Consider the following 25,479-nt stretch of genomic DNA (forward strand, 5'->3'; position numbering starts at 1 on the left):
CACGCAAGCCCCCGCCTACGCGACGGCCCCACGATAGTGCGGCATACCGGGAGGTGAGAGGGGCGGTGTCTACGGTTCGGTAACAGGAGCGTCGATCCCGTCGAGGACCTTCGACAACCGTTCCAGAACCCGTACGGCCTCGGCGAGCTCCGCGTCCCCGAAGGCGTCGGCCAGCCGGTCCGCGAGGGCGGCGTGCCCGGGGTTGATCCTGGAGATCGCCGCGTGCCCCTCCTCGGTCGGCGCGAGCAGCTTCGCCCGGCGGTGCGCGGGGTTCGGCCGGTATTCGGCCAGCCCCTTCTCCACCAGCAGGTCCGCGATGCGCTGCACGCTCTGCCGGGTGATGCCCATGGCGCGGGCGACGCCGGCGACGGGCAGGGGTTCGCCGAGCACCGCGCCCAGCACCTGCCACCAGGCCGCCGTCAGCCCCGCCGGCCGGGCCAGTTCCTCGGCGACCGCGAGGAACTGGCCATTGAGCCTGAAGACACCGAGCGCGCTGCGGCTCAGCAGATCCTGGCGTTCCTCGCTCACAGCACTCCGGCCTTCTCGAGTACGGCGTACGCCTCGGCGTCGGAGTCGTGGAAGAGGCGGTACCAGGCGTCGACGGCCTCGTCGTCGTACACCTTCAGCAGCCGCAGGATCTCCCGGGCGAAGGCGACGGGTTCGGTCGGGCCGGCGGTGACGAGCCCGCCGTCGGTGACGGCGTCGGACTCGACGTACCGCTCGCCGCCGCCGTAGCCGGTCGCGGCCAGGTAGAAGGAGATCGCGCTGGTGTGGTCCCGGTCGTCGAGCAGCCCCTCGCGCGCCATCCCGGCCGTCGCCCCGCAGATCGCGGCGACGGGCACACCCGCGTCCAGGAACTCCCGCGCCCTGCGGGCGAACGGGGCGAGCTCGTCGCCCGTGTCCCAGAGGTCGGCGCCCGGGAGGATCAGCAGGGCCGCGTCGGACGGCCGTACGTCGTCCAGGGCCAGGTCGGGCTGGATGCGCAGCCCGCCGACGGTCCTGACGGGTTCCAGGGTCGGGCCGACCGTACGGATCTCAAATCCGGCGCGGGCGAGCTGGGCGGTGGCGTGGCCCGGCTCCCAGTCGGCCAGCGTGTTGTAGACGGCGAGGTATACGGGCTTGCTCATGGCTCCTCCTGGAGACCTCGAAGATGACAACATCCTGCCACTTAGACAGCCTGCTGTCAATGACTGATGCCGTTCCATGAAGCGTCGACAACCTGTCGTGGAAACCGACCGACCGCAGACAGGACGCCGATATCGCGCCCGAAGGGCCCACCCGTACGCTCGGCCGCATGACCCCTCAGCCAAATCCCGAGGCCGGCGCCGCCGTGAAGGCCGCGGACCGTGCGCACGTCTTTCACTCCTGGTCCGCTCAGGAACTCATCGACCCGCTCGCCGTCGCCGGTGCGGAGGGGTCGTACTTCTGGGACTACGACGGCAACCGCTACCTCGACTTCACCAGCGGGCTCGTCTACACGAACATCGGCTACCAGCACCCGAAGGTCGTCGCCGCGATACAGGAGCAGGCCGCACACCTGACCACCTTCGCGCCCGCCTTCGCCGTCGAGGCCCGGTCCGAGGCGGCGCGGCTGATCGCCGAGCGGACGCCGGGCGACCTGGACAAGATCTTCTTCACCAACGGCGGCGCGGACGCCGTGGAGCACGCCGTACGGATGGCCCGGCTGCACACCGGGCGGCCGAAGGTGATGTCGGCGTACCGGTCGTACCACGGCGGTACGCAGCAGGCCGTGAACATCACCGGCGACCCGCGCCGTTGGGCCTCCGACAGCGCCGCGGCCGGTGTCGTGCGCTTCTGGGCGCCCTTCCTCTACCGCTCCCGGTTCTACGCCGAGACCGAGGAGCAGGAGTGCGCGCGGGCGCTGGAGCACCTGGAGACGACGATCGCCTTCGAGGGCCCGTCGACCGTCGCCGCGATCATCCTGGAGACGGTTCCCGGGACGGCCGGGATCATGATTCCGCCGGCCGGCTATCTGGCGGGCGTCCGCGAGATCTGCGACAAGTACGGGATCGTCTTCATCCTGGACGAGGTCATGGCGGGGTTCGGGCGGACCGGTGAGTGGTTCGCGGCGGACCTGTTCGACGTCACCCCCGACCTGATGACCTTCGCCAAGGGCGTGAACTCCGGGTACGTGCCGCTGGGCGGCGTGGCCATCTCCGGGGCCATCGCACAGACCTTCGCGAAGCGGCCGTACCCCGGTGGTCTGACCTACTCCGGGCACCCGCTGGCCTGCGCGGCCGCCGTCGCGACGATCAACGTCATGGCCGAGGAGGGCGTCGTCGAGAACGCCGCCCGGCTCGGCTCCGAAGTCGTCGGACCCGCACTGCGTGAGCTGGCCGAACGTCACCCTTCCGTCGGCGAGGTCCGCGGCGTCGGCATGTTCTGGGCGCTCGAACTGGTCAAGAACCGGGAGACCCGCGAGCCGCTGGTGCCCTACAACGCGACGGGTGAGGCCAACGCCCCCATGGCAGCGTTCGGCTCCGCCGCGAAGGCGGGCGGCATCTGGCCCTTCGTGAACATGAACCGCACCCACGTCGTCCCGCCCTGCAACGTGACGGAGGCGGAACTGAAGGAGGGCCTCGCGGCGCTGGACGCTGCGCTGGCTGTGGCGGACGGGTACGTGGAGTAGGCGTCCAAGGGGTTGCCGACCCGTAGGCGGCCTCGCCTCTCGACGCCGGCCCCGGCAGATCCAGCCCGTCCGGCGTTCGAGGACGAGGCCGTTCAGGCCGACGGCGGGGGTCTGGGGGCGGCAGCCCCCAGGGACGGGACGGGTAGGGGCGGCGGGGGCGAAAAGGTCCGGCCGTCACGGGAATCTCACCCGGAAGCCGAACGCGTAAGGTGGCGTGCTCGTAGACATACGTACGCACGCCACCTCATCGCGACGACGGGAGACGCCCTCACCATGCCCGGCACCGGCACCGGCGGCAACGGCTCCGTGACCCGCAGCACCCTGCGGCAGCAGATCGCGGACGCACTGCGCGACGAGGTACTGTCCGGGCGGCTCCAGGCAGGCCGGGAGTTCACGGTCAAGGAGATCGCCGACCAGTACGGCGTCTCCGCGACCCCGGTCCGAGAGGCACTCGTCGACCTCTCCGCGCAGGGCCTCCTGGAGGCCGACCAGCACCGCGGCTTCCGCGTGCACGAGTACTCCGTCGACGACTACCGCGGCATCATCGAGGCCCGCGGCCTGGTCACCGACGGCATGTTCCAGGTCCTGGCCACCGACCAGACGGGCCACCGGGACCCCGACGACCCGCGCGTCCTGGCCGCCGCCGTCGGGGTACGCCGCCGCGCCGAGGAGGCGCAGCGCGCCGCCACGGCAGGCGACCTCACCGTGCTCATCGGCTACGACCTGCGCTTCTGGCGCGAACTCGGCGCCCTCTTCGGGAACCCGTACCTCTCCGACTTCCTGCACCGGCTGCGCGTGCAGTCCTGGGTCTGCGCGGTCCAGCATCTGCGCCGCCTCGACGATCTGCGCGGCCACCTGTGGTCCCGGCACACCGAACTGGTCGACGCCCTGATGCGCCGCGACCTGCCCACGGCCCGCTCGATCATCGCCGACCACGACGCGAACGCTCTCGCCCTGATCGAGCGACTGGCGGCCGGGTGACCCACCAGCGGGAGCTGCGAAAGGCCCTCGACGTGCGTCTGGAGAAGCTGGTGGGCGGTCCGGTGAAGTGGGTGGACGGAGTGTGGGTATGGGACCTGCACGAGCGGGGACTTGCATGACAAGCCCCGGAAGAGCCCGGGGCCCTGAAGAGCCCCACGAAGACCGGCATGAGGGGGTCCGCCCCGGACCCGCACCGATTACCCTTCCCTGACCACCGTGCTACCCACTGTGCTACGCCTTTGCCACGCCGTGTGACCGCTGTGTGAGGAGCCCTCTTTTGGCCTGTGACCTGTGGCTGGTACCGCTCGTCGACGTGTTGTGCCACACCCCCGACAACCCGTTCGCCGAAGAACTCGCGCAATACAACAAGGTGCTGGCCGAGGCCGGGCTGCCGCCGGTGCCGGTGTACCAGTACATGCCGGGCCTGTCCGGCGACGTCGCCCCGGTCGCCGGTTTCGACTACGACGCCCTGCACTTCCTGCGCCGCGCGTATCTGCTCCAGGTCTGCGGCCTCCCGGTGACCCCGGTCGACGACCTGGGCGGCGACTACGAACAGCTCCTGGAGATGTTCGAGTCGACGGCCCAGCAGTCCCACCTGGTCTGGCACTACGACCACGCGGGCGCCTACGTCCCCGTCGACTTCCCGGACCCGCTCGCCAACGACGAACTCCTGGCGGGCGGCGGCCCCCTGGGCTCCTCCCAGGGGCTCCTGCGCGAGCTGGAGTTCGTGGCCCAGGTCATCGGCATCGACCCGGCCAACCCCCCGGCGCCGCCGCAACCCCCGCTCTCCCCCACGTCCTTGGAGGAGCCGGCGGTCGCTGCCCCCTACGACCCGAGCCCCTTCTCCCGCGAACGGCACGTGTGGCTGGGACTGCACGCGGCGGCGACGCGGAGTCTGGCGCAGGGGTCGATGATCGTCTTCAGCTGACCATCAGCTGATCTTCAGCTGGGCGAGACCCTTCTGGACGTCCTCGGCGTTCATCACCGGCGTGTAGTCCACCTTGGCGCCCAGTTCGAAGAACAGCGGATCGGCGATCACCGGCATCTGGGAGGGATCCTCCAGATCGAAGAAGAGGAACATCGTGCGCATCCCGTGCTCGGTGGTGAAGTAGGCGGCCTCCGGCTTGATCTTCTCCATGAGTTCCTGGATCACCTGGGGCAGCTTGCCGGCGCGGATCGCCTGGTTCCCCTTCTCCGTGTCCAGATTCGCCTTGAGCAGCACGCGCATGACACACCCTCGTTCCGGTCGTCGCTGAGTCGTACGACCTCACGCTATGGGCGCCCTGCGCGTCCCGCCCGTTCACTGGTCCATCAGGAGAAAGGGGCGCCCCCGGCGGGGCGCCCCTCTCGGCTCACAGGAACGAGTTGATCTCGATCGTCTCGTCCCGGCCCGGACCCACGCCGATCGCGGAGATCGGGGCGCCGGACATCTCCTCCAGTGCCTTGACGTAGGCCTGGGCGTTCTTCGGGAGGTCGGAGAACGACTTGGCCTTCGAGATGTCCTCGGACCAGCCGGGCAGCATCTCGTAGACCGGCTTGGCGTGGTGGAAGTCGGTCTGGGAGTACGGGAGCTCCTCGACGCGCTTGCCGTCGATCTCGTACGCCACGCAGACCGGGATCTGCTCCCAGCCGGTCAGGACGTCCAGCTTGGTGAGGAAGAAGTCCGTCAGACCGTTCACGCGGGTCGCGTACCGGGCGATCACCGCGTCGAACCAGCCGCAGCGGCGGTCACGGCCGGTCGTCACGCCCCGCTCGCCACCGATGCGGCGCAGCGCCTCGCCGTCCTCGTCGAAGAGCTCGGTCGGGAAGGGACCGGACCCGACGCGCGTCGTGTACGCCTTGAGAATGCCGATGACCCGGCTGATCTTCGTGGGGCCCACGCCGGCACCCGTGCACGCACCACCGGCGGTGGGGTTGGAGGACGTGACGAAGGGATAGGTCCCGTGGTCGATGTCGAGCAGCGTGCCCTGGCCGCCCTCGAAGAGGACCACCTTGTCCTGCTCCAGGGCCTGGTTGAGGACGAGGACCGTGTCGGCGACGTACGGCGCGAGCTTGTCGGCGTAGCCCAGCAGCTCCTCGACCACCTGGTCGACGGCGATCGCGCGCCGGTTGTAGAGCTTGGTGAGGACCTGGTTCTTGACGTCGAGGGCCGCCTCGACCTTCTGGGTCAGGATCGACTCGTCGTAGAGGTCCTGGACCCGGATGCCCACGCGGTTGATCTTGTCCGCGTAGGTCGGGCCGATGCCGCGGCCGGTCGTCCCGATCTTCCGCTTCCCGAGGAAGCGTTCCGTCACCTTGTCCACCGTCACGTTGTACGGCGTGATGATGTGAGCGTTACCGCTGATCAGGAGCTTCGACGTGTCCACGCCGCGCTCGTTCAGCCCGTTCAGCTCGGAGAACAGGACCGACGGGTCGACGACGACGCCGTTTCCGATGACCGGGGTGCACCCCGGGGACAGGATTCCGGAAGGGAGCAGGTGAAGGGCGTACTTCTGATCGCCCACGACTACCGTGTGGCCGGCGTTGTTGCCGCCCTGGTAGCGCACCACATAGTCGACGGAGCCGCCTAGCAGGTCCGTCGCCTTTCCCTTGCCTTCGTCACCCCACTGAGCACCGAGCAGCACAAGTGCGGGCACGCGCGTACACCCCTTCCGGGCGGGGCATGTCCAAGGTCAGGGGTGTACGCGGAGGTCTTCCACCGTGTACACCTCGACCGGACGCGACCGTCGTTGGCCGCGAACCGTCGGACCGGATAGCCCCGGAATAGACGAAGCCCCTGGCGCAATAGCGCAAGGGGCTCTTGCACAAAGATGCTACCCGAGGAAGCGAGGCATGGCCGAGGTGGCGACTTTCGCGACGTCCGATCAGCTGCTGGTGGTGATCGATCCGGTTGCTCGGAGGACGGACGGGGAGTCCGTCAGGATCGCGAAAGACGTGCTCAGCGCGGGTGCGGCCACGAAGGTCTGTCTGCCGGACGATTCCGACGAATTCGCCAGGGCGCTGACCCGACGGGGGTCTCGGCGGCCCGTGGTCGTGGGCGACGACCGGGCGCTGATGCGCGCGGTGACGGTGCTGCACCGGCAGCGGGAGCTGGCCGAATGTGTGCTGTCGGTGGTGCCGGTCGGCGGTGCGCTGGCCCTGGCCGGATCCCTCGGACTGCCCATAGGGGCGGTGGCGGCGGCCCGGGCGGTGCTGGACGGGGTGGAGCAGCGGCTGGACCTGCTCGTGGACGACAGCGACGGGGTGGTGCTGGGCGCGCTGCGGATCCCGCCGATACGGGACCCCGCCGCGCCGGCCGGGGCCACCGCGGTGGGGTCGATTGCGGGGCGGCCCTGGCTGCGGACGTGTCAGTCGCTCGTACGGACCCTGGTGCCGGCGCGCGGCCCCTCCCCTGCCGAGACGGGACCGTCGCGGCTGCGGGTCGAGGTCGACGGGACGACGCTGGTGGACCTCGACCAGCCTGTTGAGGCGGTGTCGGTGGCGCCGGGGCTCGCCGGGGTGGCCGAGGTGGAGGTGCGCCCCGCTTCGGTCGGCGCGGAGGCCACACCGCTGCGGGCCGAGGGCCGGACGGTGACCGTCTCGGGCGCCCACTTCCGCTACCGGGCCGACACGGCCGTCTCCGGGCCGGTACGCAGACGGACGTGGACCGTGGGCGAGGGCGGGCTGCGGCTGATGCTGCCGGGGCGGTGAGCCGCCCTGCGGGCCTGCGGGGCGCGGTCGCGGTCGCCGAGGGTGCGGAGAGCGGGGCGGGTCAGCCCTGGCCGAAGGTCTTCGCGCGGTGGGCTCGCCAGCGCTCCATCATCGCCGCGACCTCGGTGTCCACGAACTCGAAGAAGGCGAGCGTCTCGGCCAGCCGGCGTCCGGCCGGGGTGTCGGCGCCGAGGCTGGTGACGCCCTCGCGCAGGGCCACCTCCCACCGCTTGAGCACGGCCTCGCGGTTGGTCAGGGCCTCGTACCACTGGTCGCCGTGCACCCGGTAGCGCTCGCGGCGCGAGCCGGGCTCCCGCTCGCGCGTCACCATGTGCGTCTGGGACAGGTAGCGCACCGCCCCGGAGACGGCCGCGGGGCTGATACGGAGCTGTTCGCTCAGTTCGGCGGAGGTCAGCACGCCTTTGTCGGAGGAGAGCAGCGCGGCGAAGACGCGGGCGGCCATGCGCTGCATCCCGGCCTCGACGAGCTGCGCCGCGAAGGACTCCACGAACTTCGACACGGATTCCGCGTCCCGGCCTGCCGCCCCTGCGCCGACTGATTCCGTCATGCACCCATCCTATCGAGGGTTTCTACGCTTCCTTAACTTCACAAATTTCTGAAAGAAGCGTACGTTCTGAAGCATGACGAAGGCAATCACCGTCTCCGGACTGCACAAGTCGTTCGGCAAGACGCATGCACTCGACGGCCTCGACCTGGACGTCGAGACCGGCGAGGTCCACGGCTTCCTCGGCCCCAACGGCGCCGGCAAGTCGACGACCATCCGCGTCCTGCTCGGCCTGCTGCGCGCCGACTCGGGCGGCGCGCAGGTACTCGGCCGCGACCCCTGGGCGGACGCGGTGGAGGTGCACAGCCGGATCGCGTACGTGCCGGGTGATGTGACGCTGTGGCGGAACCTGTCCGGCGGTGAGGTCATCGACCTGTACGGCCGGCTGCGCGGGGGCCTCGACAAGCAGCGCCGCTCCGAGCTGGTCGAGCGGTTCGAGCTGGACCCGACGAAGAAGGGCCGCACGTACTCCAAGGGCAACCGCCAGAAGGTCGCCCTCGTCGCCGCGTTCGCCTCCGACGTCGACCTGCTGATCCTCGACGAGCCGACGTCCGGCCTGGACCCGCTGATGGAGGAGGTCTTCCAGCGCTGCGTCGAGGAGGAGCGCGAGCGCGGCCGTACGATCCTGCTCTCCTCGCACATCCTCAGCGAGGTCGAGGAACTCTGCGACCGGGTCAGCATCATCCGCAAGGGCCGTACGGTCGAGAGCGGCTCCCTGGCCGACCTGCGCCATCTGACGCGGACCAGCGTCACGGCCGAACTGGTCGGTCCGCCCAACGGGTTGGCGCAGCTGCCCGGAGTCCACGACCTCGCCCTTCAGTCAATGGAGAGGGGTCAGGGCCACCGCGTCCGCCTCCAGGTCGACACCGACAAGCTCGACGCCGTCCTCAGGTCGCTCAGCGAGTCCGGCGTACGGTCGCTGACCTCGACGCCGCCGACGCTGGAGGAGCTGTTCCTGCGGCACTACCAGGCCGACATCAGCGAGGTGACCCGATGACGACGGCGACCACGACGACCGGGGACTTCGCCGTACGGACCGGCCGCGGCACCCGCCAACTCGCCGGCACGGGCACGCTGTTGCGCTTCGCCCTGCGCCGCGACCGGGTGATGATCCCGGTCTGGGTGGCGGTGAACGCGCTGATGATCCTCTCCATGCCGAACACCCTGGAGAACCTGTACGCCACCCCGGCCGACCGGGCCGACCTGGTGCAGGACACCGCCACCAACGCCTCCTTCCGCGCCTTGATCGGCCCCGTCTTCGGCGACTCGATCGGCGCCCTGACGGCCTGGCGGGTCGGCGTGTACGCGGGCGCCCTCGCGGCCGTGCTGAGCATGCTCCTCGTCGTACGGCACACCCGTGACGAGGAGGAGAGCGGCCGTCAGGAGCTGGTGGCGTCCGGGATGGTGGGCCGGCGGGCCTCCCTGACGGCGGCCCTGCTGACGGCGGCGGTCGCGAATGCCGTACTGGCGGTGCTGGTGACCGCCGGTCTCGCGGGCCAGGGCGCGTCCGGCGCGCTGGCGTTCGGGCTCGGTCTCGCCGGGGTCGGCATGGTCTTCGCCACGCTCGCGGCGGTCGTCGCCCAGTTCACGGAGAGCGCCCGGCTGGCACGGGGGCTGACGGCGGGGCTGGTGGGCGCCGCGTTCGTGCTGCGCGCGGCGGGCGACTCGGCGTCGGACGACGGTTCGTCGGCGCTGACGTGGGTGTCACCGCTGGGCTGGCTGGAGAACCTGCGGCCGTTCGCGCACGAACGCTGGTGGGTCCTGCTGCTGTTCGCGGGGGCGACCGTCGTCCAGGGCGTGGTGGCCTACGAACTCGCCGGGCGCCGGGACGTCGGCATGAGCTTCCTGCCCGCCCGGCCCGGTCCGGCCGACGGCCGCCTCGGCACCGCGGGCGCGCTCGCGTGGCGACTCCAGCGCGGCAGCGTGCTCGGCTGGAGCATCGGCTTCTTCCTCGCCGGGGTCGTCTACGGCGGGCTCACCGACGGCGTGGCCGACCTGGTCGGCGACAACGACAACGCCCGCGAGATCTTCCAGCGGATGGGCGGCCAGTCCGGCATCACCGACGCCTTCCTCGCCTCGATGGTCGGCATGCTCGGCCTGATCGCCGCCCTGTACGTGGTGGCATCCGTCCTGCGGCTGCACGGCGAGGAGACGTCGATGCGTGCGGAACCGATCCTCGCGAACGCGGTGGGCCGCCTGCGCTGGGCGGCCGGCCACCTCGTGATCGCCTTCGCCGGCTCGGCCCTGATCATGCTCCTGGCCGGCCTCGGCTTCGCCGTCGGCTACGGCGAACAGCTCGGCCCGATCCTGGGCGCCTGCCTGGTCCAACTCCCCGCGGTCTGGGTCGTCGGCGGCCTGGCGGTCCTCCTGTACGGGGTGCTGCCGCGAGCGGCGATGGCGGCGTGGGGAGTGGCCGGCGCGGTGCTGCTGATCGGCTGGGTGGGCCCGGCGCTCGACGTTCCGCAGGCGGTCCTGGACCTGTCCCCGTTCGGGCATCTGCCGAAGCTGCCGGGCGGGGGGATGGAGTGGGGGCCGGTGCTGGTGCTTCTGGCACTGGCGGCGGGCCTGGTGGCCGCTGGGCTCGCGGGGTTGCGGCGGCGGGACATGACGACCTGACGGGGATCAGTCGACGTACTGCTTGAGTTCCTCGGTGTCGAGGTCGATGCCTACGGGGGCGGGGAGAGTGACCTTGCCCCCCAGCCGCACCGTGTGGATCTCGCGGTAACCGTCCTCCAGATCGGGGGTGGTGTGCACGAGGACTGAGAGATTGTCCCGGTCGATCAGCAGGAAGACGGGGATGCCTGCCTCGGCATATGCACGGGGCTTCTCGACACGGTCGCGGTTGTGTGTGTCCGAGTCGTACGACGTGATCTCGACGGCCATCAACACGCCGTCTGGCCTGGCCCAGTCGCCCTGGCCGTTGAAGTAACCCACCGGCGCGAGCAGAGCGTCGGGTCGGGCCCGGCCCCTGCGGTACGCCTCGACCTTCAGCCCCTGGTTCGTCGTATAGAGGGTGAGGTCAGGTCGTGCTTGCTTGCACTTGAAGACCAACCACATCGCGATCTCGCCGTGGCTGCCGTTCGTCACTTTCCTGACCCCGATCCGTCCGCCGATGAACTCGAAGCTGACGGTCTCGTCCTCGCGAGCGGCGAATTCCGCGATCCGCTCGAACATGTCCACCGACAACTGAGACGACGCACGCTCTGCCATAACCGTCATGGTGCCTCCCTTCGTAGGCAGGCACCAGCTTGACGAGCCGCCGACGACCCTCGATCGGGATTCGCTCAGCGATCAGCCGGTCGAGTGATCACCCCACCTCGACGCTCAACCCCTCCAGCCCCCGGATCACAAAATTCGGCTTGCGCTCCGGCTCCGCCGCCAGGCGAAGCGTCGGGGCCTGTTCCAGCAGGGCCCTCATCGAGGCGGCCAGTTCGATGCGGGCCAGCGGGGCGCCGATGCAGTAGTGGATGCCGGCGCTGAAGGAGATGTGCGGATTCTCCTTGCGGGTGAGGTCCAGCTCGGCCGGGGTCTCGAAGACCGTCGCGTCGTGGTTGGCGGAGCCGAACAGCATGGCGATCTCCGCGCCGCGCGGGATCGTCGTGCCGTCGATCTCGATGTCGTCCAGGACCCAGCGCTCGAAGAGCTGCAGCGGGGTGTCGTAACGCATCAGCTCCTCGATCGCCGAGGGGATCAGGGAGTGGTCGGCGCGCAGGGCGGCCAGCTGGTCGGGGTTGCGGAACAGCGCCCACCAGCCGTTGACCGTGGAGTTCACCGTGGCCTCGTGGCCGGCGTTCAGCAGGAGGACCGCCGTCGAGATCATCTCCTGCTCGGTGAGCCGGTCGCCCTCGTCGTACGCGGCGATCAGGCCCGAGATCAGGTCGTCGCCCGGCTCCTTGCGGCGGGCCGCGATCAGCTCCAGCAGGTACTCCGAGAACTCGACCGAGGCGCGGACCGCCTTGGTCGCCGTCTCCTCGGACGGGTTCAGCTCGTACATCCCGCAGATGTCCGCCGACCAGGGCCGCAGCTGCGCCCGGTCCGACTCGGGAATCCCCAGCATCTCGGCGATCACCGCGACCGGCAGGGGCTCCGCGACGTCCGTCAGCAGATCACCGCCACCCGCTTCGACCAGCCCCGACACCAGCTCACCCGCCAGCCCCTGCACATACGGCTTCAGCTGCTCCACCGTGCGCGGCGTGAACGCCTTCGACACCAGCCGGCGGATCCGGGTGTGGTCCGGCGGCTCCAGATCGAGCATCCCGTGGTCGTTCAGGACGTGGAACGGCTCGTGCTCCGGCGGCGGCGCCGTCCGCCCGAAGTCCTCGTGGGTGAAACGGTGCTGGTACGTCCGGCCGAGGCGACGGTCGCGCAGCAACGCCGAGACGTCCGCGTGATGCGGGACCAGCCACTGGTTCGTGGGCTCGAACCAGTGCACCCGGCCCCTGTCCCGCAGTTCTGCGTAGGCGGGGTACGGGTCGGCGAGGAACGCCGGGTCCCACGGGTCGAACGCGAGGGCGGAAGGAGCTGCCATGCCCGGACGTTAGCCCCACCTCCCCCTCCCTGACCAGGGGTGTCCGCTCAGCCCGGCGTGACCAGCCGCGCCTCGTAGGCGAACACCGCCGCCTGCGTACGGTCCCGCAGGCCCAGCTTCACCAGGATCCGGCTGACGTGGGTCTTGATCGTCGACTCGGCGACCACCAGCCGCTCGGCTATCTCCTGGTTCGACAGGCCCTGCGCGATCAGCACCAGCACCTCCGTCTCCCGCTCGGTCAGATCCCCGTACGCCGCGTGCGCGGACGACATCAGACGCGGGGAGTCGGACAGCTTCGAGAACTCCGTGATCAGCCGCCGTGTGATGGAGGGGGCGAGAAGGGCTTCGCCGGCCGCCACCACCCTCACCCCGTCGGCGAGTTGGCGAGCCGAGGCGTCCTTCAGCAGGAAGCCGGAGGCTCCCGCGCGCAGCGCCTGGTACACGTATTCATCGAGGTCGAAGGTGGTCAGCACCAGCACCTTCGCCGCGCCGTCGGCCGCGACGATCTCCCGGGTCGCCTCGATGCCGTTGAGCTCCGGCATGCGGATGTCCATCAGCACGACGTCCGGGGTGAGTTCGCGGACCCGGTCCACCGCTTCCCGTCCGTTGACCGCCTCGCCGACGACCTCGATGTCCGGCATCGCGTTCAGCAGGACCGAGAAGCCCTCGCGCACCATCATCTGGTCGTCCGCGATCAGCACACGGATGGTCATGAGCCGTCCTCTGTCGTCATGGCGACCGGCAGGAACACGGCCACCTCGTAGCCGCCGTCCTCCGTCCGGTCCGCCGTCATCTCACCGTTCAGCATGCTGACGCGCTCCCGCATCCCGGTGATGCCGTGCCCGGCACCCGGCGAGGGCTTCACGAGGGCCGGCGCGGGCGGCGGCCCGTTGACTATGCGCAGGCCGAGACCACCGAGAACGTATCCGACCTCCACCCGGGCGCTCGCGCCGGGCGCGTGCCGCAGGCTGTTGCTCAGCGCCTCCTGCACGATCCGGTACGCCGACAGCTCCACACCGGGCGGCAGCTCGCGGACCGCGCCGATCACCGTCTTGTCCACGCTCAGTCCCGCGTCCCGCACATTGGCCAGCAGCGCGTCCAGGTCGGCGAGCGTGGGCTGCGGGGCGTCCGGGGCCTCGTAGTCCTCGGCGCGGACGACGCCCAGGACGCGGCGCAGTTCGGTGAGGGCCGCCACCGCGTTCTCCCGGATGGTGACGAAGGCCCGCTCCAGCTCCGGCGGAGGGTTCTCCACCCGGTAGGGGGCGGCCTCCGCCTGGATGGCGACGACCGACATGTGGTGGGCCACCACGTCGTGCAGTTCCCGGGCGATGTTCGTGCGCTCCTCCAGCAGGGTGCGCCTGGAGCGCTCCTGCGCGGTCACGGTCTGCTGGGCGGTGACCTCCTGCCGGGCCTCCTTGCGCGTGTGCCAGACGGCGACGACGAGCAGCATCAGTGCGGAGAGGATCAGCATCGGGCCGGAGTTCGTGCCGTAGTAGCCGGGCGACCCGAACAGCACGTCCGCCGCGAAGGCGTACGCCGCGGTGACAACCCACATGTAGGCGGCCGTGCGGGGCCTGGTGCGTATGGCCACGACCGTCAGCACGGTCAGATGGCAGAGGAAGGTCGCGGGCAGCCACGGCCAGCCGTCCCACGAACTGCCGAAGACCTGGCTGACCGGGGTGGCCGCCATCGACAGCCAGAACGCTCCGACCGGCCGGACCATGGTCAGCAGGATCGGGATCAGGGCGAGCGGGCCGAGCAGCAGCGCGCCCCTGTCGTTGTCGGCGGCGGACATGAGGAGTGTGAGCAGGCCGATCGTGGCGATCACGGCGTGCGGTGTCCAGGTCGCGTACTCGCGCATGCGGCCGGGCAGCCGCCGGGTCACGGGGCCGTCGACCTTCATCCGGGCCAGCGGGCGGTAGGCGAAGGCGTCGTGGAACAGATCCTGGCGCAGCCCCTGCACGGCGTTCACGGCCAGCCGGAACTCGGGGCTGCGCGTCTTGGCCCCGTCCCCGGGCGGCGGGGTCGGCATCTGAGTCGTCTCGGTCACGTACAGAACGGTAGGCGCAGGGCCGTGTCGCGGTCGTCCCCAGTGAGAGGGGTTCCCACAGGTCCATCTCAGGTACTACGGGTATCGCTGCTGGTCGAGGCCGGATGCGGGTGGTCCGTGGGCCGCGGCCCGCTCAGTATCCTGCGGGCCGCACCAACCCCGATTCGTACGCGAACACCGCCGCCTGCGTACGGTCCCGCAGCCCCAGCTTCACCAGGATGCGGCCCACGTGGGTCTTCACGGTCTGCTCGGCCACGACGAGGCGCTCGGCGATCTCCGCGTTCGACAGCCCCTGCGCGATCAGCGCGAGGACCTCCGTCTCGCGTTCGGTCAGGTCGCCGACACGTTCCTTGAGTGGTGCGCGGGGCCGCTTGACCAGGCGGGAGAACTCGACGATCAGCCGCCGGGTGATGCCGGGCGCGAGGAGGGCATCACCGGCCGCCACGACCCGGACCGCCTCCGCCAGCTGGTCCGCGGAGGCGTCCTTGAGGAGGAAGCCCGAGGCGCCCGCGTGCAGTGCCTCGTACACGTACTCGTCGAGGTCGAACGTGGTCAGCACCAGCACCTTGATCTGCGGGGTCGCGGCGGTGATACGGCGGGTGGCCTCGATGCCTCCGAGTTCGGGCATGCGGATGTCCATCAGCACGACGTCGGGGAGCAGGTCGGCGACCTTCGTGACCGCGTCCAGGCCGTCGACCGCCTGGCCGATCACGTCGATGTCGGGCTTGGTGTTGAGCAGCACGGTGAAACCCTGCCGGACCATCTGCTGGTCGTCGGCGATGAGTACGCGGATGGGGCTGCTCGTCATGCGGTGCCGTCCTTGTCCGGGGCGGGGGCGTGATGCGGATCCTGGGGAACGTAGCCGAGGCCGTCGAGACGCGGGTACGCGGGCAGATAGGCGCTCACCAGGTAGCCGCCGTCCGGCGACGGGTGCGCCGACAGGGCGCCGCCGAGCATCGCGGCCCGCTCCCGCATGCCGAGCAGCCCGTGCCCCGCGCCCGGCGACGGCGGCGCCGGGCGCTCCGGCCGCGAGTTGGCGACCCACACGGTCAGGCCGCTGCGCTCGTGCACGACTTCGACGCGGGCGGTCGCGCCGGGGGCGTGGCGCAGTACGTTGCTCAGCGCCTCCTGCACGATCCGGTACGCCGACAGCTCCAGGCCGGGCTGCAGCGGGCGGCGCTCGCCGGTGACGTCGAGGGTCACGGTCAGGCCGGCGGCCCGGGTGTTCTCCACGAGCGCGTCGAGCCGGTCGAGGGTGGGTTGCGGGGCGTGCGGGGCGCTTGCCGATCCGGTGCCTGTGCCGGCCGCTGCCAGGTTGTCCGGGGCGTCGGGGTGTTCCGAGCGCAGGACTCCCAGGACGCGGCGGAGTTCGGTGAGCGCCTCCAGGGCGTTCTGCCGGATGCCGTCGAGGTTTTCCTTGAGCTCGTCGGACGGGTTCTCGACGAGGTGGGGGGCTACCTGGGCCTGGATGGAGATGACCGACATGTGGTGGGCGACCACGTCGTGCAGCTCACGGGCGATACGGCTGCGCTCCTCCAGCAGGGTGCGGTGGGCTCGTTCCTCCGCGGTGAGCGTCTCCTGCACGACGAGTTGGGTGCGGGCCTCCTTGCGGCCGCGCAGGGCGGTGCCGACGACGACGGCGATGGCGAAGACGGCGACCGCCGCGGCGCCCGTGCCGGAGTACTTCGTGCCGCCCAACTGGCCCTGGAGGGCGAAGGTGGCCAGGGCCGACACCGCGAGGGCCGCGACGGCTCTGCGGGTGGGGACGCGAAGGGCCAGGAGCAGGAGTACGCCGGCGTGGGCGATGACTTCTGGGGTGCTCCAGGGCCAGTTGGGGGCTGGGGCGGGGGCTGGGAGTTCGGTGAGGTGGGGGCGGGCGACCATGGCGGTGATGAATGTGGCCGTCAGGCTGAGAGCCCAGGCTCTGCCCGGGCGCCACAGGGCCAGGCACAGGGTGATGCCTTGGGCGAAGCCGGCGATCAGGCCGTCGGCCGTGCTCAGGTCGTAGCTCTCGCTGATTTCGTTGCCGCCGGCCAGGGAGACGCCGAGGGCGATCCAGGTGGTGAGGAGGATGGTCAGCCAGCGGAGCCAGGTTCTCCCGAAGGGTTTGCGGAGGTCGGTGGCGAGCGTTCGTTTCCTGGGTGCGGGTGTGGGTGCGGGTGCGGGTGTGGGTGTGGGTGCGGGTGCGGGTGCCGGGGTGGGGGTGGGAGTGGGCACGCGGCCTTCGGCCGCGTTTGTGCTCCCACCCGCACCGACCGTGCGGGCATCGTCGTCGGCTGCGGGAGGCCCCAGTGGGGCGATCTCGCCATCGGCGGCTGCGGGTGGCACGTGCGAGGCAACCCCCACGTCGGCCGCTGCGCGCGGCCCGTGCGAGGCGTGGCCGCCGTCAGGCGCTGCGGGTGCCACCGCCGAGGCACCCTCGCCGTCAGCCGTAGCGGCCGGCTCCTGCAAGGAGCCCCCACGGTCAGCCCCCACGGCCCCCGAAGCCGACCCCCGCGAACCCCGCTCCCCCTCGGCGGCCCTCGGCCTCTCCTCCTCGTTCACGGGGTCAACACTAGGCATGGTGACGGGCCTTCGGTTTCTCGTTCTGTGGGGTGGGGTTGGAGCGGATCACCCTGGAGGTGCGGCCCTTGGGGCGGCGCGGGCCCTGTTCGTACAGGCGGAATGTCGTCCAGCAGGCCGCCAGGACCAGGGTGAACACCGGGAGCCATGCCAGGCGGGCCGCCACCCAGGTGAGGTTGGCGGGGAGGGTGTGCAGGCCGGGGAGGTGGCCTGCCAGGAGGCCCGTGGCTGTGGTGGCCATCAGGGCCGTCTGGTGCCAGAGGAAGATCGTCATCGCGGAGAGGTTGAGCAGGGCCACCGCCGCCCAGGCCAGGGGGCGCCGCATCGTGCGGCGCAGTGGCTCGCGCAGGAGCAGCGCCAGGCCGCACTGGGCCAGGCCGAAGGTGACGGCGGCCAGGGTCGGTGGGTTGAGGTTGGAGATGCCGGCGCCGGGCACCCCGACCATGGACGCGGGGTAGCCCGCCCAGGCGACCAGCGCCGCCGTCGCCGCCGCGCCGGCCGTCAGCAGGATCCAGCCCGCGCGGCGACGCTCCAGCTCACCCCGGGTCCACGCCGAGCCCAGGCTGAACGGCACCAGCCAGCCGGCCGCCACGTTCACCCAGCCGAGCCACGCGGGGCCGCCCAGGCCGAAGCGCAGGAGGTCCACATGGAGGACGACGGCCAGGGGCCACAGGGGGTTCAGGCGCAGGAGGAGGGGCGTCACCGCCGTCAGCGCCGCGAAGACCAGCAGGAACCACAAGGGGGACAGGGCCAGTTTGACCAGGGTGCGGATGGTGTCGATGTCCGTGCCCGAGAGCAGCAGCAGGAGCGACGTCACCGTCCACAGGGTGAGGACGGCCGCCACCGGTTTGAACAGGCGGGACAGTCGGGACCTCAGCCACTGTCCGTACGTCGTGCCACGCGCTCGGGCGGAGGTGTAGCCGCGGGTCGCCACATGGCCGCCGACCAGGAAGAACACGGCGAGAGTCTGGAAGGCCCAGGAGATCGGGGCCAGCCAGGGCAGGTGCTGGAGCGGGCTCGCGGTGCGCAGGCCGGACCCGCCCTCCGCCACCAGTGCCGTCACCAGCCAGTGGCCGAGCACGACGCCGAGGATGGCGAAGGCGCGCAGGGCGTCGACCGCCCGGTCCCGTTCGACGGGGGTGACGGCGTCGACGCGAGCGGCGCCCCGCCGGATGCCCTCCGGTATGCCCCGCCAGGCGACGCGCGGACGCCCAGCGACAGTGGACTCAGCCATGGGTCACCTCCGAGGTCTCGCCCAGGACGATGCGGGTCAGGTTCGTCAGGGACGTCGTGCCGGGCCTGAAGTAGTCGCTGTGGCCGCCGTCGCCCGCCGCGAAGACCCGGGCACCGAAGGACGGCGACATCGGGTCGGTGCCGAAACCGACGGTCGTGCCGAGCAGGTCGAACCTGACGTGCGGGACCTCGGCCACCCAGTCGTCACCGCCGCGGGCCGCCCAGACGCGGGCCGCGGTGTGCAGGGCGCCCGCGGTGTCGACGCCGGTGCCTGGGCTGCCTATCAGGGCGATGTCGTCCACATCGAGGCCGGAGGCCGCACGGCCGCAGACCACCGAACCGTAGGAGTGGCAGAGGAGGGAGACGTGCGGCTTCTCTTCGGCCGACCCTTTCGACGCGCCGCTCATGCTCGACGCGCCGCCCGCGCTCGGCGTGCGGTCCGGGATGGCGCGCAGTTGCCGTACGAACTCCCGCAGCTTCGGCGCCGCCTCCTCGGCCCGTCCCGCCGTGGCGACCGTGGCGCTGATCGTGCCCGGCGTCTCGTAGCCGAGCCAGGCCACCACCGCGGTGCGCGTGCCCTGGGGGGCCTCCCGGGTGAGCCGTTCGTGCAGGGCGCGGGCGGCGTTGCGGAAACGGCCGTAGGTCTCGATGGACGTGTCGGAGCCGGGGACCAGGACGGCGATGCGGTCGGCGTGCGCCAGGTCGCCGAAGACCTCCGTCGCGAGGCCGGGGCCGCGGCCGTCGAAGGTGAGGAAGTGACGGGACGGGTCCGCCATCGCACGGTCCGCGGCGGCGCGTTCACGGCTGCCGTTGGCCGCGGCCATGCGGGACGCCTCGGCGGCGTTGGCGCGGTTGGCCGCATACGCCTCGTCCAGCGTCGCCGCCGTGACCGGCGCGAGGGCGGCCGGCTTCGGAGCGGGTATCTCGGGCCGTGCCGCACCGGCCAGCGGGGCGACCACGGCACCGGTGATCAGGGTGGCGAGCAGCGCCCGGCGCAGTCTGTGCGTGCGGCGAGCCTTCTTCGTCCCCCGAGACCCACTCGTCTCGGTCGGCTCGGTCGGCTCGGTCGGCCCGCTCGGCTCGGTCGGCGCACTCCGTTCGCCCGGCCCGCCCGAGTCGGCCGACTCGCTCGACTCGGCCCGCCCGCCCGGTTCACCCACCCTGCCCGACGAGCTCGCCCCCGCTGCCCCCGGCGTACGCCCCATGGTCGTCATCCCTTCCAGTCCGCCCGGCCATCGGGCCTGCCTGGAAGGGAAGTTACGGATCCGGACTTGTCGTCCGCGTCATGCCATGGAGCTCACCTGCGATGTAGCTCTCAGGTACTACGGGTATGAAGGGGCCCTCCATTCAGGGCCGCTCCGGGCGGGGCGCGTGCGGGTGACGGGACAGGTGCGGGTGACGGGATACGCGCAGGTGAGGGGGCACCTGCGAACTCACCACGCCAGCTGCGCGATCTCCTCCGCCACCACCGCGCAGGCATCCGCCGCAGGGTCGATCAGCGGGAAGTGGCCGACATCCTCCAGCAGCGTCAGACCGATCACTTCCCCCGCCTTCGCCGCCGCGTCCGCGTACGACTCGGCGACCGCCTGCGGGACCACGACGTCCGTCCGGCCCTGGACGAGCGTCGTCGCGATGCCCGTCGGGAGCAGGAGCGCGGGGTCGGCGTACGGCTGACGCTCGGCGAACTCCACTCCCCCGCCGAGGAGTTGTTGCGCCGCTCCGCCACAGACGTCCAGCTTGTCGGCGACCGCGAAGTCGGCGATCGGGGCCAGCGCGACGACACCCCGCAGGGGCGCGGGGCGGCCGGTGCGCCAGGGGGCGTCCGCGGGCAGGACATGGCGGGCCGCCACCCAGAGGGCGAGGTGACCGCCGGCCGAGTGGCCGGTGACCACGGTCCGGCGCGGGTCGGCCTGCGGGAGCATCTCCCGCAGGAGAGCGGGCATCGCGTCCAGCGCGGCGGCGACGTCGTCGAACGTGTCCGGCCAGCGTCCGGCGACCGGGGCACCCGTACCGGAATCCGCCGCCCCCCGCCGGTACTCCACATTGGCCACGGCGAACCCGCGCCGCGCCAGGAAGCCGGCGAACGGCGTGACGTGCCGCCGGTCGTACGGAGCCCGCCATGCCCCGCCGTGCAGTACGACGACCAGCGGAGCCAGGTCGCCCGGAACGGCCTCGCCGCGCGGCGCATAGAAGTCGATCACCTGGTCGGGGTGGTCGCCGTACGAGGCGATGGCGTCGGGGTCGACGGGCGGGTGGGAGAAGGCGGACTCCTCTTCGGCGGCGGCCCGGGCTGCTGCGACGTCGTCCGGCATGCTCAACCTCTCAGCGACGAAACGGATTTGGACGAAAGCGGAGTGGCGGACCACGTGGGAATTCGGCCGTTGGCGGGGACGGTATCAGGGAGGTGACGTGCGTGAACACGGGGATGTCACGCAGGGTGAAGGGTAAACGGTTCCATTGTTCCGTTACGCTGGTCGGACATCGTGGTCGCCGCTCGTACGCGCACCAAGGAGGCCCATATGTCCGCCGAGCCCGGCACCGTACGTCCCGGAGGGCGTACCGCGCGTGTCCGTGAGGCCGTGCTGCGGGCGGCCGGGGACGTCCTGGCGGAGCAGGGTTTCGACGGTCTCGACCTCGCCGACGTCGCCCGCCGGGCCGAGGTCGGCAAGACCACCGTGTACCGGCGCTGGGGCTCGGTGACCGGGCTGGTGGCCGACCTACTCGCCGACATGGCCGAGCAGTCGCTGCCGCGCGAGGACACCGGGTCGGTGCTGGGCGACCTGCTCGCCAACGCGGCGCTGGTGCAGCGGACGCTGGCCGATCCCCGGCAGGGCGCCCTGTTCCGTGCCGTCATCGCCGCGGCGACCTGCGACGAACGTACGGCGCATGCGCTCCGCCGGTTCTACGAGATGCGGGTGGCGGAGTGGGCGCCGTGCGTGGAACAGGGCGTCGCCAGGGGGGAGTTGCCCGCCGGTACGGACGCGACGGCAGTCGTACGGGCGGTGTCGGCGCCCCTTTACTACCAGTTGCTGACGACCGGGGTGATCCCCGACGCCCCCGCCGCGGAGCGCGCAGCGCGGGCCGCGCACGCGGCTGCCGTGGCGGGGGTGTACGCCGGGGAAGGTTGACATCCTCCCCTCCCTGACGAGGGAAACTCCTGGCTCAGACCCCCTCCGGGATCAGCGCTTCCGGTAGCGGCTGCGGCGGCCACGCCGTCGGGGGCGGACCGAATGCGCGACGAGCGGCCCTCACCGCCAGAGTGGCGAGGGCGGCATTGGCGCCACCACCGATCATGGCGCCGATGCCGAACGGCGCAACTCGGCCGAGAACGATGATTCCCTGCTTGGTCCCGTACTTCGTGACGAAGTTCTTCCCCAGGATCTTGTTGATCTGGCGCAACGTCTCGACCGGCACCTTGGCGACGACCTGGCGTCCCCAGTGTTGCCCCGTGCGCTCGGCGACCTTGGTGATGGTGGTGGAACCGCTCCCGCCCAGCATGATTCCCATCACGATCGTTCGGCGACGTTCGACCTCGTCGATGGGGACTCCGTGGACTTCGGCGACCGAAAGCGCGAAGAGGGCGCTCAGCTCGAGAGACGAGAGGGCCTCGCCTGCCGACAGTGCCAGCGCGAGGCCCGTGCCGACACCGGGCGCGGCCGCGGTTCCTCCCACCGCGGCACCCGTCCCGGCCAAAGCGCTGACATACATCCGCTCCAGGTTGCGGATCACCTGTGCCGGTGTCGCCTCCGGGTTCCGCTGGCGAGCTCGGGCGATGTTCTTGCGCACCAGTGGGGTCTGGAGGTCGATCGCCTTGTCCAGGAGGTCGAGGACTCGCTGCCCACGTACGTCTGCCGCCGGCTCCGGCCCGTCGGGGGCATCTGTCGCCATGCCTCGGACTCCTTAAGTCGCGATGTCCCAACTAAGTCTCACATTCCACCAGTTGACCGGACGTCGCGCTAGATGAACCCGGTCGGCGACAAAAGGAAGGGGCAGCATGGGCGGTCGGCCCGTGGGCCACCAAGGGCCGACCGCCGGCCGCTACGTCAGGCCTCAGTCCGCCGCCATGATGCCGACGCATTCCTCCAACGCGGCGTACAACGGAGGTACGAAGGCGGCGAGTTCGGTGTCCGACGCCTTACCCGCCTCCAGTACGGCACCCACGACCGTCAGCAGGACCGTGGCGGCCTTGAGGGCTTGCGCGTCGGCCAGCGCTTCGAGGAGACCGTCGGAGCGCGTGCTCGCCAAGGCCTCCTTGCCGGTGATCGGGTCGACGCCGAGGCTGCGGAGACGCGAGGTGCTCATACGGCGGCCTCCCACGGGAAGCAGTCCACGCCGAAGGCGGCGCGGGCCGCCGTCCGGCTGCGCGCCCGCCGAAGGCGTCGCCGCTCAAGGTCGTCGCGCTCGCGTTCCCACACGACGACGTACGACCGGACCAGGGGCAGACCGTCGGCATTGATGACGCCCTGGTGTGGCGGCCGGTGCGGGCGCGGAGGTGCGGGGCTGTGCACGGGAGCGGGCGGGCAGGAAGGGAGGGGCGGTGGCGGGGTGACGGCGCGGTGGGTTCCGCGGGCGGGCAGGAAGAGGTTCAGGATGGCGGCCAGTAGGCTGCGCACAGGTCGACTCCTATCAGTCGGCTCAGGCCCCGGTGAGGAAGTAGCCGCTTCCCGCCGGGGCTGTTGCATGTCGGTCTCACGATACCCGTAGATAACCGTAGATAACCACGGATGCATGGAAAGCCATGGTCATCCACGGTTATACGCATGGAGCTTGATCGCACACGTCCGCTCTGGCGGCAGATCGCAGCGGAGATCATCCGGCGCATCAAGGACGGCACCTATCCACCAGGCAGCCGCGTGCCGTCCACTTTGGAGATCGCCCAGGAGTTCGCCGTGGTGAACGCTACGGCGGCGAAGGCCATGCGACATGTGCGCGAAGAGGGCTGGACGCGAGGCGAAGTCGGGCTGGGGACGTTCGTGGTCGACCCCCTGCCGCCCTCCTCCGAAACCCTCGCGTCCTCCACATAACCGAAACCACCGCCCCCTCACCGAACCGCTACCCCGGCAGCAGCGCCCCCAGCACCCGAGCCGCCCGTTCCACCTCCGCGAACCCCACGTACAGCGGCGTGAATCCGAACCGCAGCACGTCGGGCTGCCGGAAGTCGCCCACGACCCCTCGCTCGATCAGCCGCCGCATGACCTCCCCGGCGTTCTCGCACCGCAGGGCCACCTGGCTGCCGCGTTCGTCATGGGCCACCGGGGTCAGCGACTCGACGCGCCCCTGCCCCACATACGCCCCGACGCACTCCAGGAAGAAGTCCGTCAGCGCCAGCGACTTGGCCCGCACCGCCTCCACCGTCACACCGTCCCAGACCTCCAGGGCCGCCTCCAGGGCGAGCATGGAGAGGATGTCCGGCGTGCCGACCCGGCCGCGCAGGGCGCCGGAGGCCGGCTCGTAGGCGGGACGCATCCCGAAGGGCTCGGCGTGCGAGTTCCAGCCGGGGAGCGGGGAGTCGAAGCGGTCCTGGAGATCGTGGCGTACGTACAGATACGCCGGTGAACCCGGGCCGCCGTTCAGGTACTTGTACGTGCAGCCCACCGCCAGGTCGACCCCGTGCTCGTCGAGTCCTACGGGCAGCGCGCCCGCGCTGTGGCACAGGTCCCACACGGCGATCGCGCCCGCCGCGTGCACGGCGGCGGTGAGGGCCGGCAGGTCGTGCAGCCGGCCCGTGCGGTAGTCGACGTGGTTGAGGAGGACCGCGGCGGTACGGCCGGACAGGGCCGCCGGCACCTCGGCGGGCGTCACCGGCCGTAGCGTACGGCCGGTCATCCGGGCCGCCGACTCGGCGATGTAGCCGTCCGTGGGGAAGGTCGTCGCGTCGACCAGGATCTCGTCCCGGCCGGGACCGGCGGACTCCGCCATCCGCACGGCGGCCACAAGTGCCTTGAAGACGTTGACACTTGTCGAGTCGCCGACCACGATCTGGCCCGGCGCCGCGCCGACCAGCGGGGCGATCCGGTCGCCGATCCGCTCCGGCGCGGTCCACCAGCCGCTCTCGTCCCAGGAACGGATGCGCATCCGCCCCCACTGCCGCAGTACGACGTCCTCGACCCGCCCCGGCACGTTCGACGGCAGGGCGCCCAGCGAGTTGCCGTCGAGGTAGACGACCTCGTCGAGCACGAACTCCGCCCGCTTTCCCGCGAGTTCGTCGGTCGCGTCGAGCTTCTCGGCCTTGACGGCGAGTTCGGCGAACTCAGACATGGGACCTCGCCGTCCACAGCTCCGGGAAGACGTTCTTCTGCGCCCGCTTCTCCAGCCAGGCCACGCCGGCCGAGCCGCCCGTGCCCGCCTTGGCGCCCATCGCGCGGCGGGTGGCGACCAGGTGGTCGTTGCGCCAGCGCCACACCAGTTCGGCGACGTCGGTCAGAGCCTCGCCCAGGCGGGCGAGCTCGGAGTTCTGGTCGCCGGCGTAGATCGCGGTCCAGGCCGCCTCGACCGCGGGGGAGGGCTCGTACTTCTGGGACACGTCACGCTTCAGGACGGCCTGCGGGATCGCGCAGCCGTGCCGGGCGAGGTAGCGCAGCACCTCGTCGTAGAGGCTCGGCTCGTGCAGCGCCTTCTCCAGTTCCGCGTGGACGCGGGGGGCGCCGCGGTGCGGGACCAGCATGGACGCGGACTTCTCGGCGAGCAGGAACTCCATCCGGCGGTACATCGCCGACTGGAAACCGGAGCCCTCGCCGAGGGCGCTGCGGTACGAGTTGAACTGGGCCGGCGTGAGCTGGCCGAGCGGCTTCCAGGAGGAGTTCAGGGCGTCCAGTTCCCGCACCGAACGCTTCAGGGCGTCGATCGCCACGGCCGGGCGGTCCTCGCGCAGGGCGCGCGCCGCGGTCTCCCACTCGTGGACGATGACGGTGAACCACAGCTCCATGACCTGGGTCGTGACCAGGAAGACCATCTCTCCGGGGTCGTCGGAGAGGGTGTGCTGGAGGTGGGTGAGCACGTCCGCCTTGACGTAGTCCTCGTACGGCGTCGTGCCTGCGAAGTCGAGATTCGGGGTCTCGGGCTCTTGAGTCTCCGGGGATGTCTCCGCGGACCGGTGAGCCTGCTGGGACATTGCTGTCTCCTGTGTAACTTCGGGTAGCGGTCCGCCCTGCCGTTATCGACAAAGGGGCCCCGGTCCCCACCCGGCATCCTCAGGGATGTCCCCCCGCATCGCAAGGCCC

27 protein-coding genes are annotated in these 25,479 nt (G+C 71.1%); 8 read left to right on the plus strand and 19 right to left on the minus strand.

The genetic code is table 11. The annotated features are described in order from the left end of the window. Positions 1-69: 69 nt before the first annotated feature. Together ACZ7L5_RS14155 and ACZ7L5_RS14160 are read right to left on the minus strand one after the other, a co-directional pair. Positions 70-528 carry a MarR family winged helix-turn-helix transcriptional regulator gene (locus ACZ7L5_RS14155; protein ID WP_471516845.1) on the minus strand — a complete coding sequence of 153 codons (459 nt, stop codon included), beginning with the start codon at positions 526-528 and terminating at the stop codon, positions 70-72. Further along, positions 525-1,127 carry a type 1 glutamine amidotransferase family protein gene (locus tag ACZ7L5_RS14160; protein ID WP_471516846.1) on the minus strand — a complete coding sequence of 201 codons (603 nt, stop codon included), beginning with the start codon at positions 1,125-1,127 and terminating at the stop codon, positions 525-527. The genes ACZ7L5_RS14155 and ACZ7L5_RS14160 overlap by 4 nt, the downstream gene beginning before the upstream one ends. A gap of 167 nt (positions 1,128-1,294) precedes the next feature. Between ACZ7L5_RS14160 and ACZ7L5_RS14165 the strand changes: the two genes are divergently transcribed. The 3 genes from ACZ7L5_RS14165 to ACZ7L5_RS14175 all read left to right on the plus strand — a co-directional run bounded on the left by ACZ7L5_RS14165 (position 1,295) and on the right by ACZ7L5_RS14175 (position 4,559). Beyond that, on the plus strand, positions 1,295-2,650 hold the full coding sequence (locus tag ACZ7L5_RS14165; protein ID WP_471516847.1) for an aminotransferase class III-fold pyridoxal phosphate-dependent enzyme: 1,356 nt from the start codon (positions 1,295-1,297) through the stop codon (positions 2,648-2,650). A 273-nt stretch (positions 2,651-2,923) separates the two neighbouring features. After that, positions 2,924-3,631, plus strand: a complete 708-nt coding sequence (locus ACZ7L5_RS14170; protein WP_365056120.1) for a GntR family transcriptional regulator — start codon at positions 2,924-2,926, stop codon at positions 3,629-3,631. Positions 3,632-3,908: 277 nt separating this feature from the next. Then, positions 3,909-4,559 (plus strand): hypothetical protein, encoded by a 651-nt coding sequence (locus ACZ7L5_RS14175; RefSeq protein ID WP_471516848.1) that lies wholly within the window; start codon positions 3,909-3,911, stop codon positions 4,557-4,559. 3 nt (positions 4,560-4,562) lie between these two features. Here ACZ7L5_RS14175 and ACZ7L5_RS14180 read toward each other — a convergent pair whose 3' ends face one another. Beyond that, complete coding sequence (locus tag ACZ7L5_RS14180; RefSeq protein ID WP_471516849.1) at positions 4,563-4,859, minus strand: hypothetical protein; 297 nt, start codon at positions 4,857-4,859, stop codon at positions 4,563-4,565. A 124-nt stretch (positions 4,860-4,983) separates the two neighbouring features. Then, positions 4,984-6,267 carry an adenylosuccinate synthase gene (locus ACZ7L5_RS14185; RefSeq protein WP_328880277.1) on the minus strand — a complete coding sequence of 428 codons (1,284 nt, stop codon included), beginning with the start codon at positions 6,265-6,267 and terminating at the stop codon, positions 4,984-4,986. Between the two features lie 196 nt (positions 6,268-6,463). Here ACZ7L5_RS14185 and ACZ7L5_RS14190 point away from each other — a divergent pair, with 196 nt between their 5' ends. Continuing rightward, positions 6,464-7,321: a diacylglycerol kinase family protein gene (locus ACZ7L5_RS14190; protein ID WP_471516850.1), complete on the plus strand. Its 858-nt coding sequence runs from the start codon at positions 6,464-6,466 to the stop codon at positions 7,319-7,321. Positions 7,322-7,382: 61 nt separating this feature from the next. Here the strand turns inward: ACZ7L5_RS14190 and ACZ7L5_RS14195 are convergent, their stop codons facing one another. Further along, positions 7,383-7,889 carry a GbsR/MarR family transcriptional regulator gene (locus tag ACZ7L5_RS14195; protein ID WP_471516851.1) on the minus strand — a complete coding sequence of 169 codons (507 nt, stop codon included), beginning with the start codon at positions 7,887-7,889 and terminating at the stop codon, positions 7,383-7,385. A 73-nt stretch (positions 7,890-7,962) separates the two neighbouring features. Here ACZ7L5_RS14195 and ACZ7L5_RS14200 point away from each other — a divergent pair, with 73 nt between their 5' ends. Beyond that, entirely contained in the window at positions 7,963-8,883 is a 921-nt protein-coding gene (locus ACZ7L5_RS14200; RefSeq protein WP_471516852.1) for an ABC transporter ATP-binding protein, read from the plus strand. Next, entirely contained in the window at positions 8,880-10,502 is a 1,623-nt protein-coding gene (locus ACZ7L5_RS14205) for an ABC transporter permease (protein ID WP_471516853.1), read from the plus strand. Before ACZ7L5_RS14200 ends, ACZ7L5_RS14205 begins: the two co-directional genes overlap by 4 nt. A gap of 6 nt (positions 10,503-10,508) precedes the next feature. On the opposite strand, the gene ACZ7L5_RS14210 is transcribed toward ACZ7L5_RS14205, so the two are convergent. The 9 genes from ACZ7L5_RS14210 to ACZ7L5_RS14250 all read right to left on the minus strand — a co-directional run bounded on the left by ACZ7L5_RS14210 (position 10,509) and on the right by ACZ7L5_RS14250 (position 20,571). Continuing rightward, the gene (locus tag ACZ7L5_RS14210; RefSeq protein ID WP_471516854.1) at positions 10,509-11,105 is read right to left on the minus strand and encodes a Uma2 family endonuclease; all 597 of its coding nucleotides are present in this window, start codon (positions 11,103-11,105) and stop codon (positions 10,509-10,511) included. Positions 11,106-11,193: 88 nt separating this feature from the next. Then, positions 11,194-12,414: a cytochrome P450 gene (locus ACZ7L5_RS14215; RefSeq protein ID WP_471516855.1), complete on the minus strand. Its 1,221-nt coding sequence runs from the start codon at positions 12,412-12,414 to the stop codon at positions 11,194-11,196. Positions 12,415-12,461: 47 nt separating this feature from the next. Continuing rightward, positions 12,462-13,127, minus strand: a complete 666-nt coding sequence (locus ACZ7L5_RS14220; protein ID WP_363033824.1) for a response regulator transcription factor — start codon at positions 13,125-13,127, stop codon at positions 12,462-12,464. Continuing rightward, positions 13,124-14,464: a sensor histidine kinase gene (locus ACZ7L5_RS14225; RefSeq protein WP_471516856.1), complete on the minus strand. Its 1,341-nt coding sequence runs from the start codon at positions 14,462-14,464 to the stop codon at positions 13,124-13,126. The genes ACZ7L5_RS14220 and ACZ7L5_RS14225 overlap by 4 nt, the downstream gene beginning before the upstream one ends. A 133-nt stretch (positions 14,465-14,597) precedes the next feature. Next, the gene (locus ACZ7L5_RS14230) at positions 14,598-15,272 is read right to left on the minus strand and encodes a response regulator transcription factor (protein WP_363033828.1); all 675 of its coding nucleotides are present in this window, start codon (positions 15,270-15,272) and stop codon (positions 14,598-14,600) included. Then, entirely contained in the window at positions 15,269-16,681 is a 1,413-nt protein-coding gene (locus ACZ7L5_RS14235; RefSeq protein WP_471516857.1) for a sensor histidine kinase, read from the minus strand. Before ACZ7L5_RS14235 ends, ACZ7L5_RS14230 begins: the two co-directional genes overlap by 4 nt. Positions 16,682-17,018: 337 nt before the next feature. Further along, on the minus strand, positions 17,019-18,260 hold the full coding sequence (locus ACZ7L5_RS14240) for an acyltransferase family protein (protein ID WP_471516858.1): 1,242 nt from the start codon (positions 18,258-18,260) through the stop codon (positions 17,019-17,021). Next, complete coding sequence (locus ACZ7L5_RS14245) at positions 18,253-19,464, minus strand: alpha/beta hydrolase (protein WP_471516859.1); 1,212 nt, start codon at positions 19,462-19,464, stop codon at positions 18,253-18,255. Before ACZ7L5_RS14245 ends, ACZ7L5_RS14240 begins: the two co-directional genes overlap by 8 nt. A 228-nt stretch (positions 19,465-19,692) precedes the next feature. Beyond that, positions 19,693-20,571, minus strand: a complete 879-nt coding sequence (locus tag ACZ7L5_RS14250) for an alpha/beta hydrolase (protein ID WP_471516860.1) — start codon at positions 20,569-20,571, stop codon at positions 19,693-19,695. A 207-nt stretch (positions 20,572-20,778) separates the two neighbouring features. On the opposite strand from ACZ7L5_RS14250, the gene ACZ7L5_RS14255 reads away from it, so the two are divergent. After that, positions 20,779-21,387 (plus strand): TetR/AcrR family transcriptional regulator, encoded by a 609-nt coding sequence (locus ACZ7L5_RS14255; protein ID WP_471516861.1) that lies wholly within the window; start codon positions 20,779-20,781, stop codon positions 21,385-21,387. A 34-nt stretch (positions 21,388-21,421) separates the two neighbouring features. Here the strand turns inward: ACZ7L5_RS14255 and ACZ7L5_RS14260 are convergent, their stop codons facing one another. The 3 genes from ACZ7L5_RS14260 to ACZ7L5_RS14270 form a co-directional block, all read right to left on the minus strand. Beyond that, positions 21,422-22,045, minus strand: coding sequence for a hypothetical protein (locus ACZ7L5_RS14260; protein WP_471516862.1), 624 nt, complete (start codon positions 22,043-22,045; stop codon positions 21,422-21,424). A 264-nt stretch (positions 22,046-22,309) separates the two neighbouring features. Then, entirely contained in the window at positions 22,310-22,561 is a 252-nt protein-coding gene (locus ACZ7L5_RS14265; RefSeq protein WP_471516863.1) for a hypothetical protein, read from the minus strand. Further along, complete coding sequence (locus tag ACZ7L5_RS14270) at positions 22,558-22,872, minus strand: hypothetical protein (RefSeq protein WP_471516864.1); 315 nt, start codon at positions 22,870-22,872, stop codon at positions 22,558-22,560. Before ACZ7L5_RS14270 ends, ACZ7L5_RS14265 begins: the two co-directional genes overlap by 4 nt. 147 nt (positions 22,873-23,019) lie before the next feature. On the opposite strand from ACZ7L5_RS14270, the gene ACZ7L5_RS14275 reads away from it, so the two are divergent. Continuing rightward, positions 23,020-23,283 (plus strand): GntR family transcriptional regulator, encoded by a 264-nt coding sequence (locus ACZ7L5_RS14275; RefSeq protein WP_471516865.1) that lies wholly within the window; start codon positions 23,020-23,022, stop codon positions 23,281-23,283. Between the two features lie 28 nt (positions 23,284-23,311). Here ACZ7L5_RS14275 and kynU read toward each other — a convergent pair whose 3' ends face one another. After that, positions 23,312-24,517, minus strand: a complete 1,206-nt coding sequence (gene kynU / locus ACZ7L5_RS14280) for a kynureninase (RefSeq protein ID WP_471516866.1) — start codon at positions 24,515-24,517, stop codon at positions 23,312-23,314. After that, positions 24,510-25,370 (minus strand): tryptophan 2,3-dioxygenase family protein, encoded by an 861-nt coding sequence (locus ACZ7L5_RS14285; RefSeq protein ID WP_365056087.1) that lies wholly within the window; start codon positions 25,368-25,370, stop codon positions 24,510-24,512. The genes kynU and ACZ7L5_RS14285 overlap by 8 nt, the downstream gene beginning before the upstream one ends. Positions 25,371-25,479: the final 109 nt, after the last annotated feature.

It is taken from the genome of Streptomyces sp. NPDC107528 (assembly GCF_055639295.1).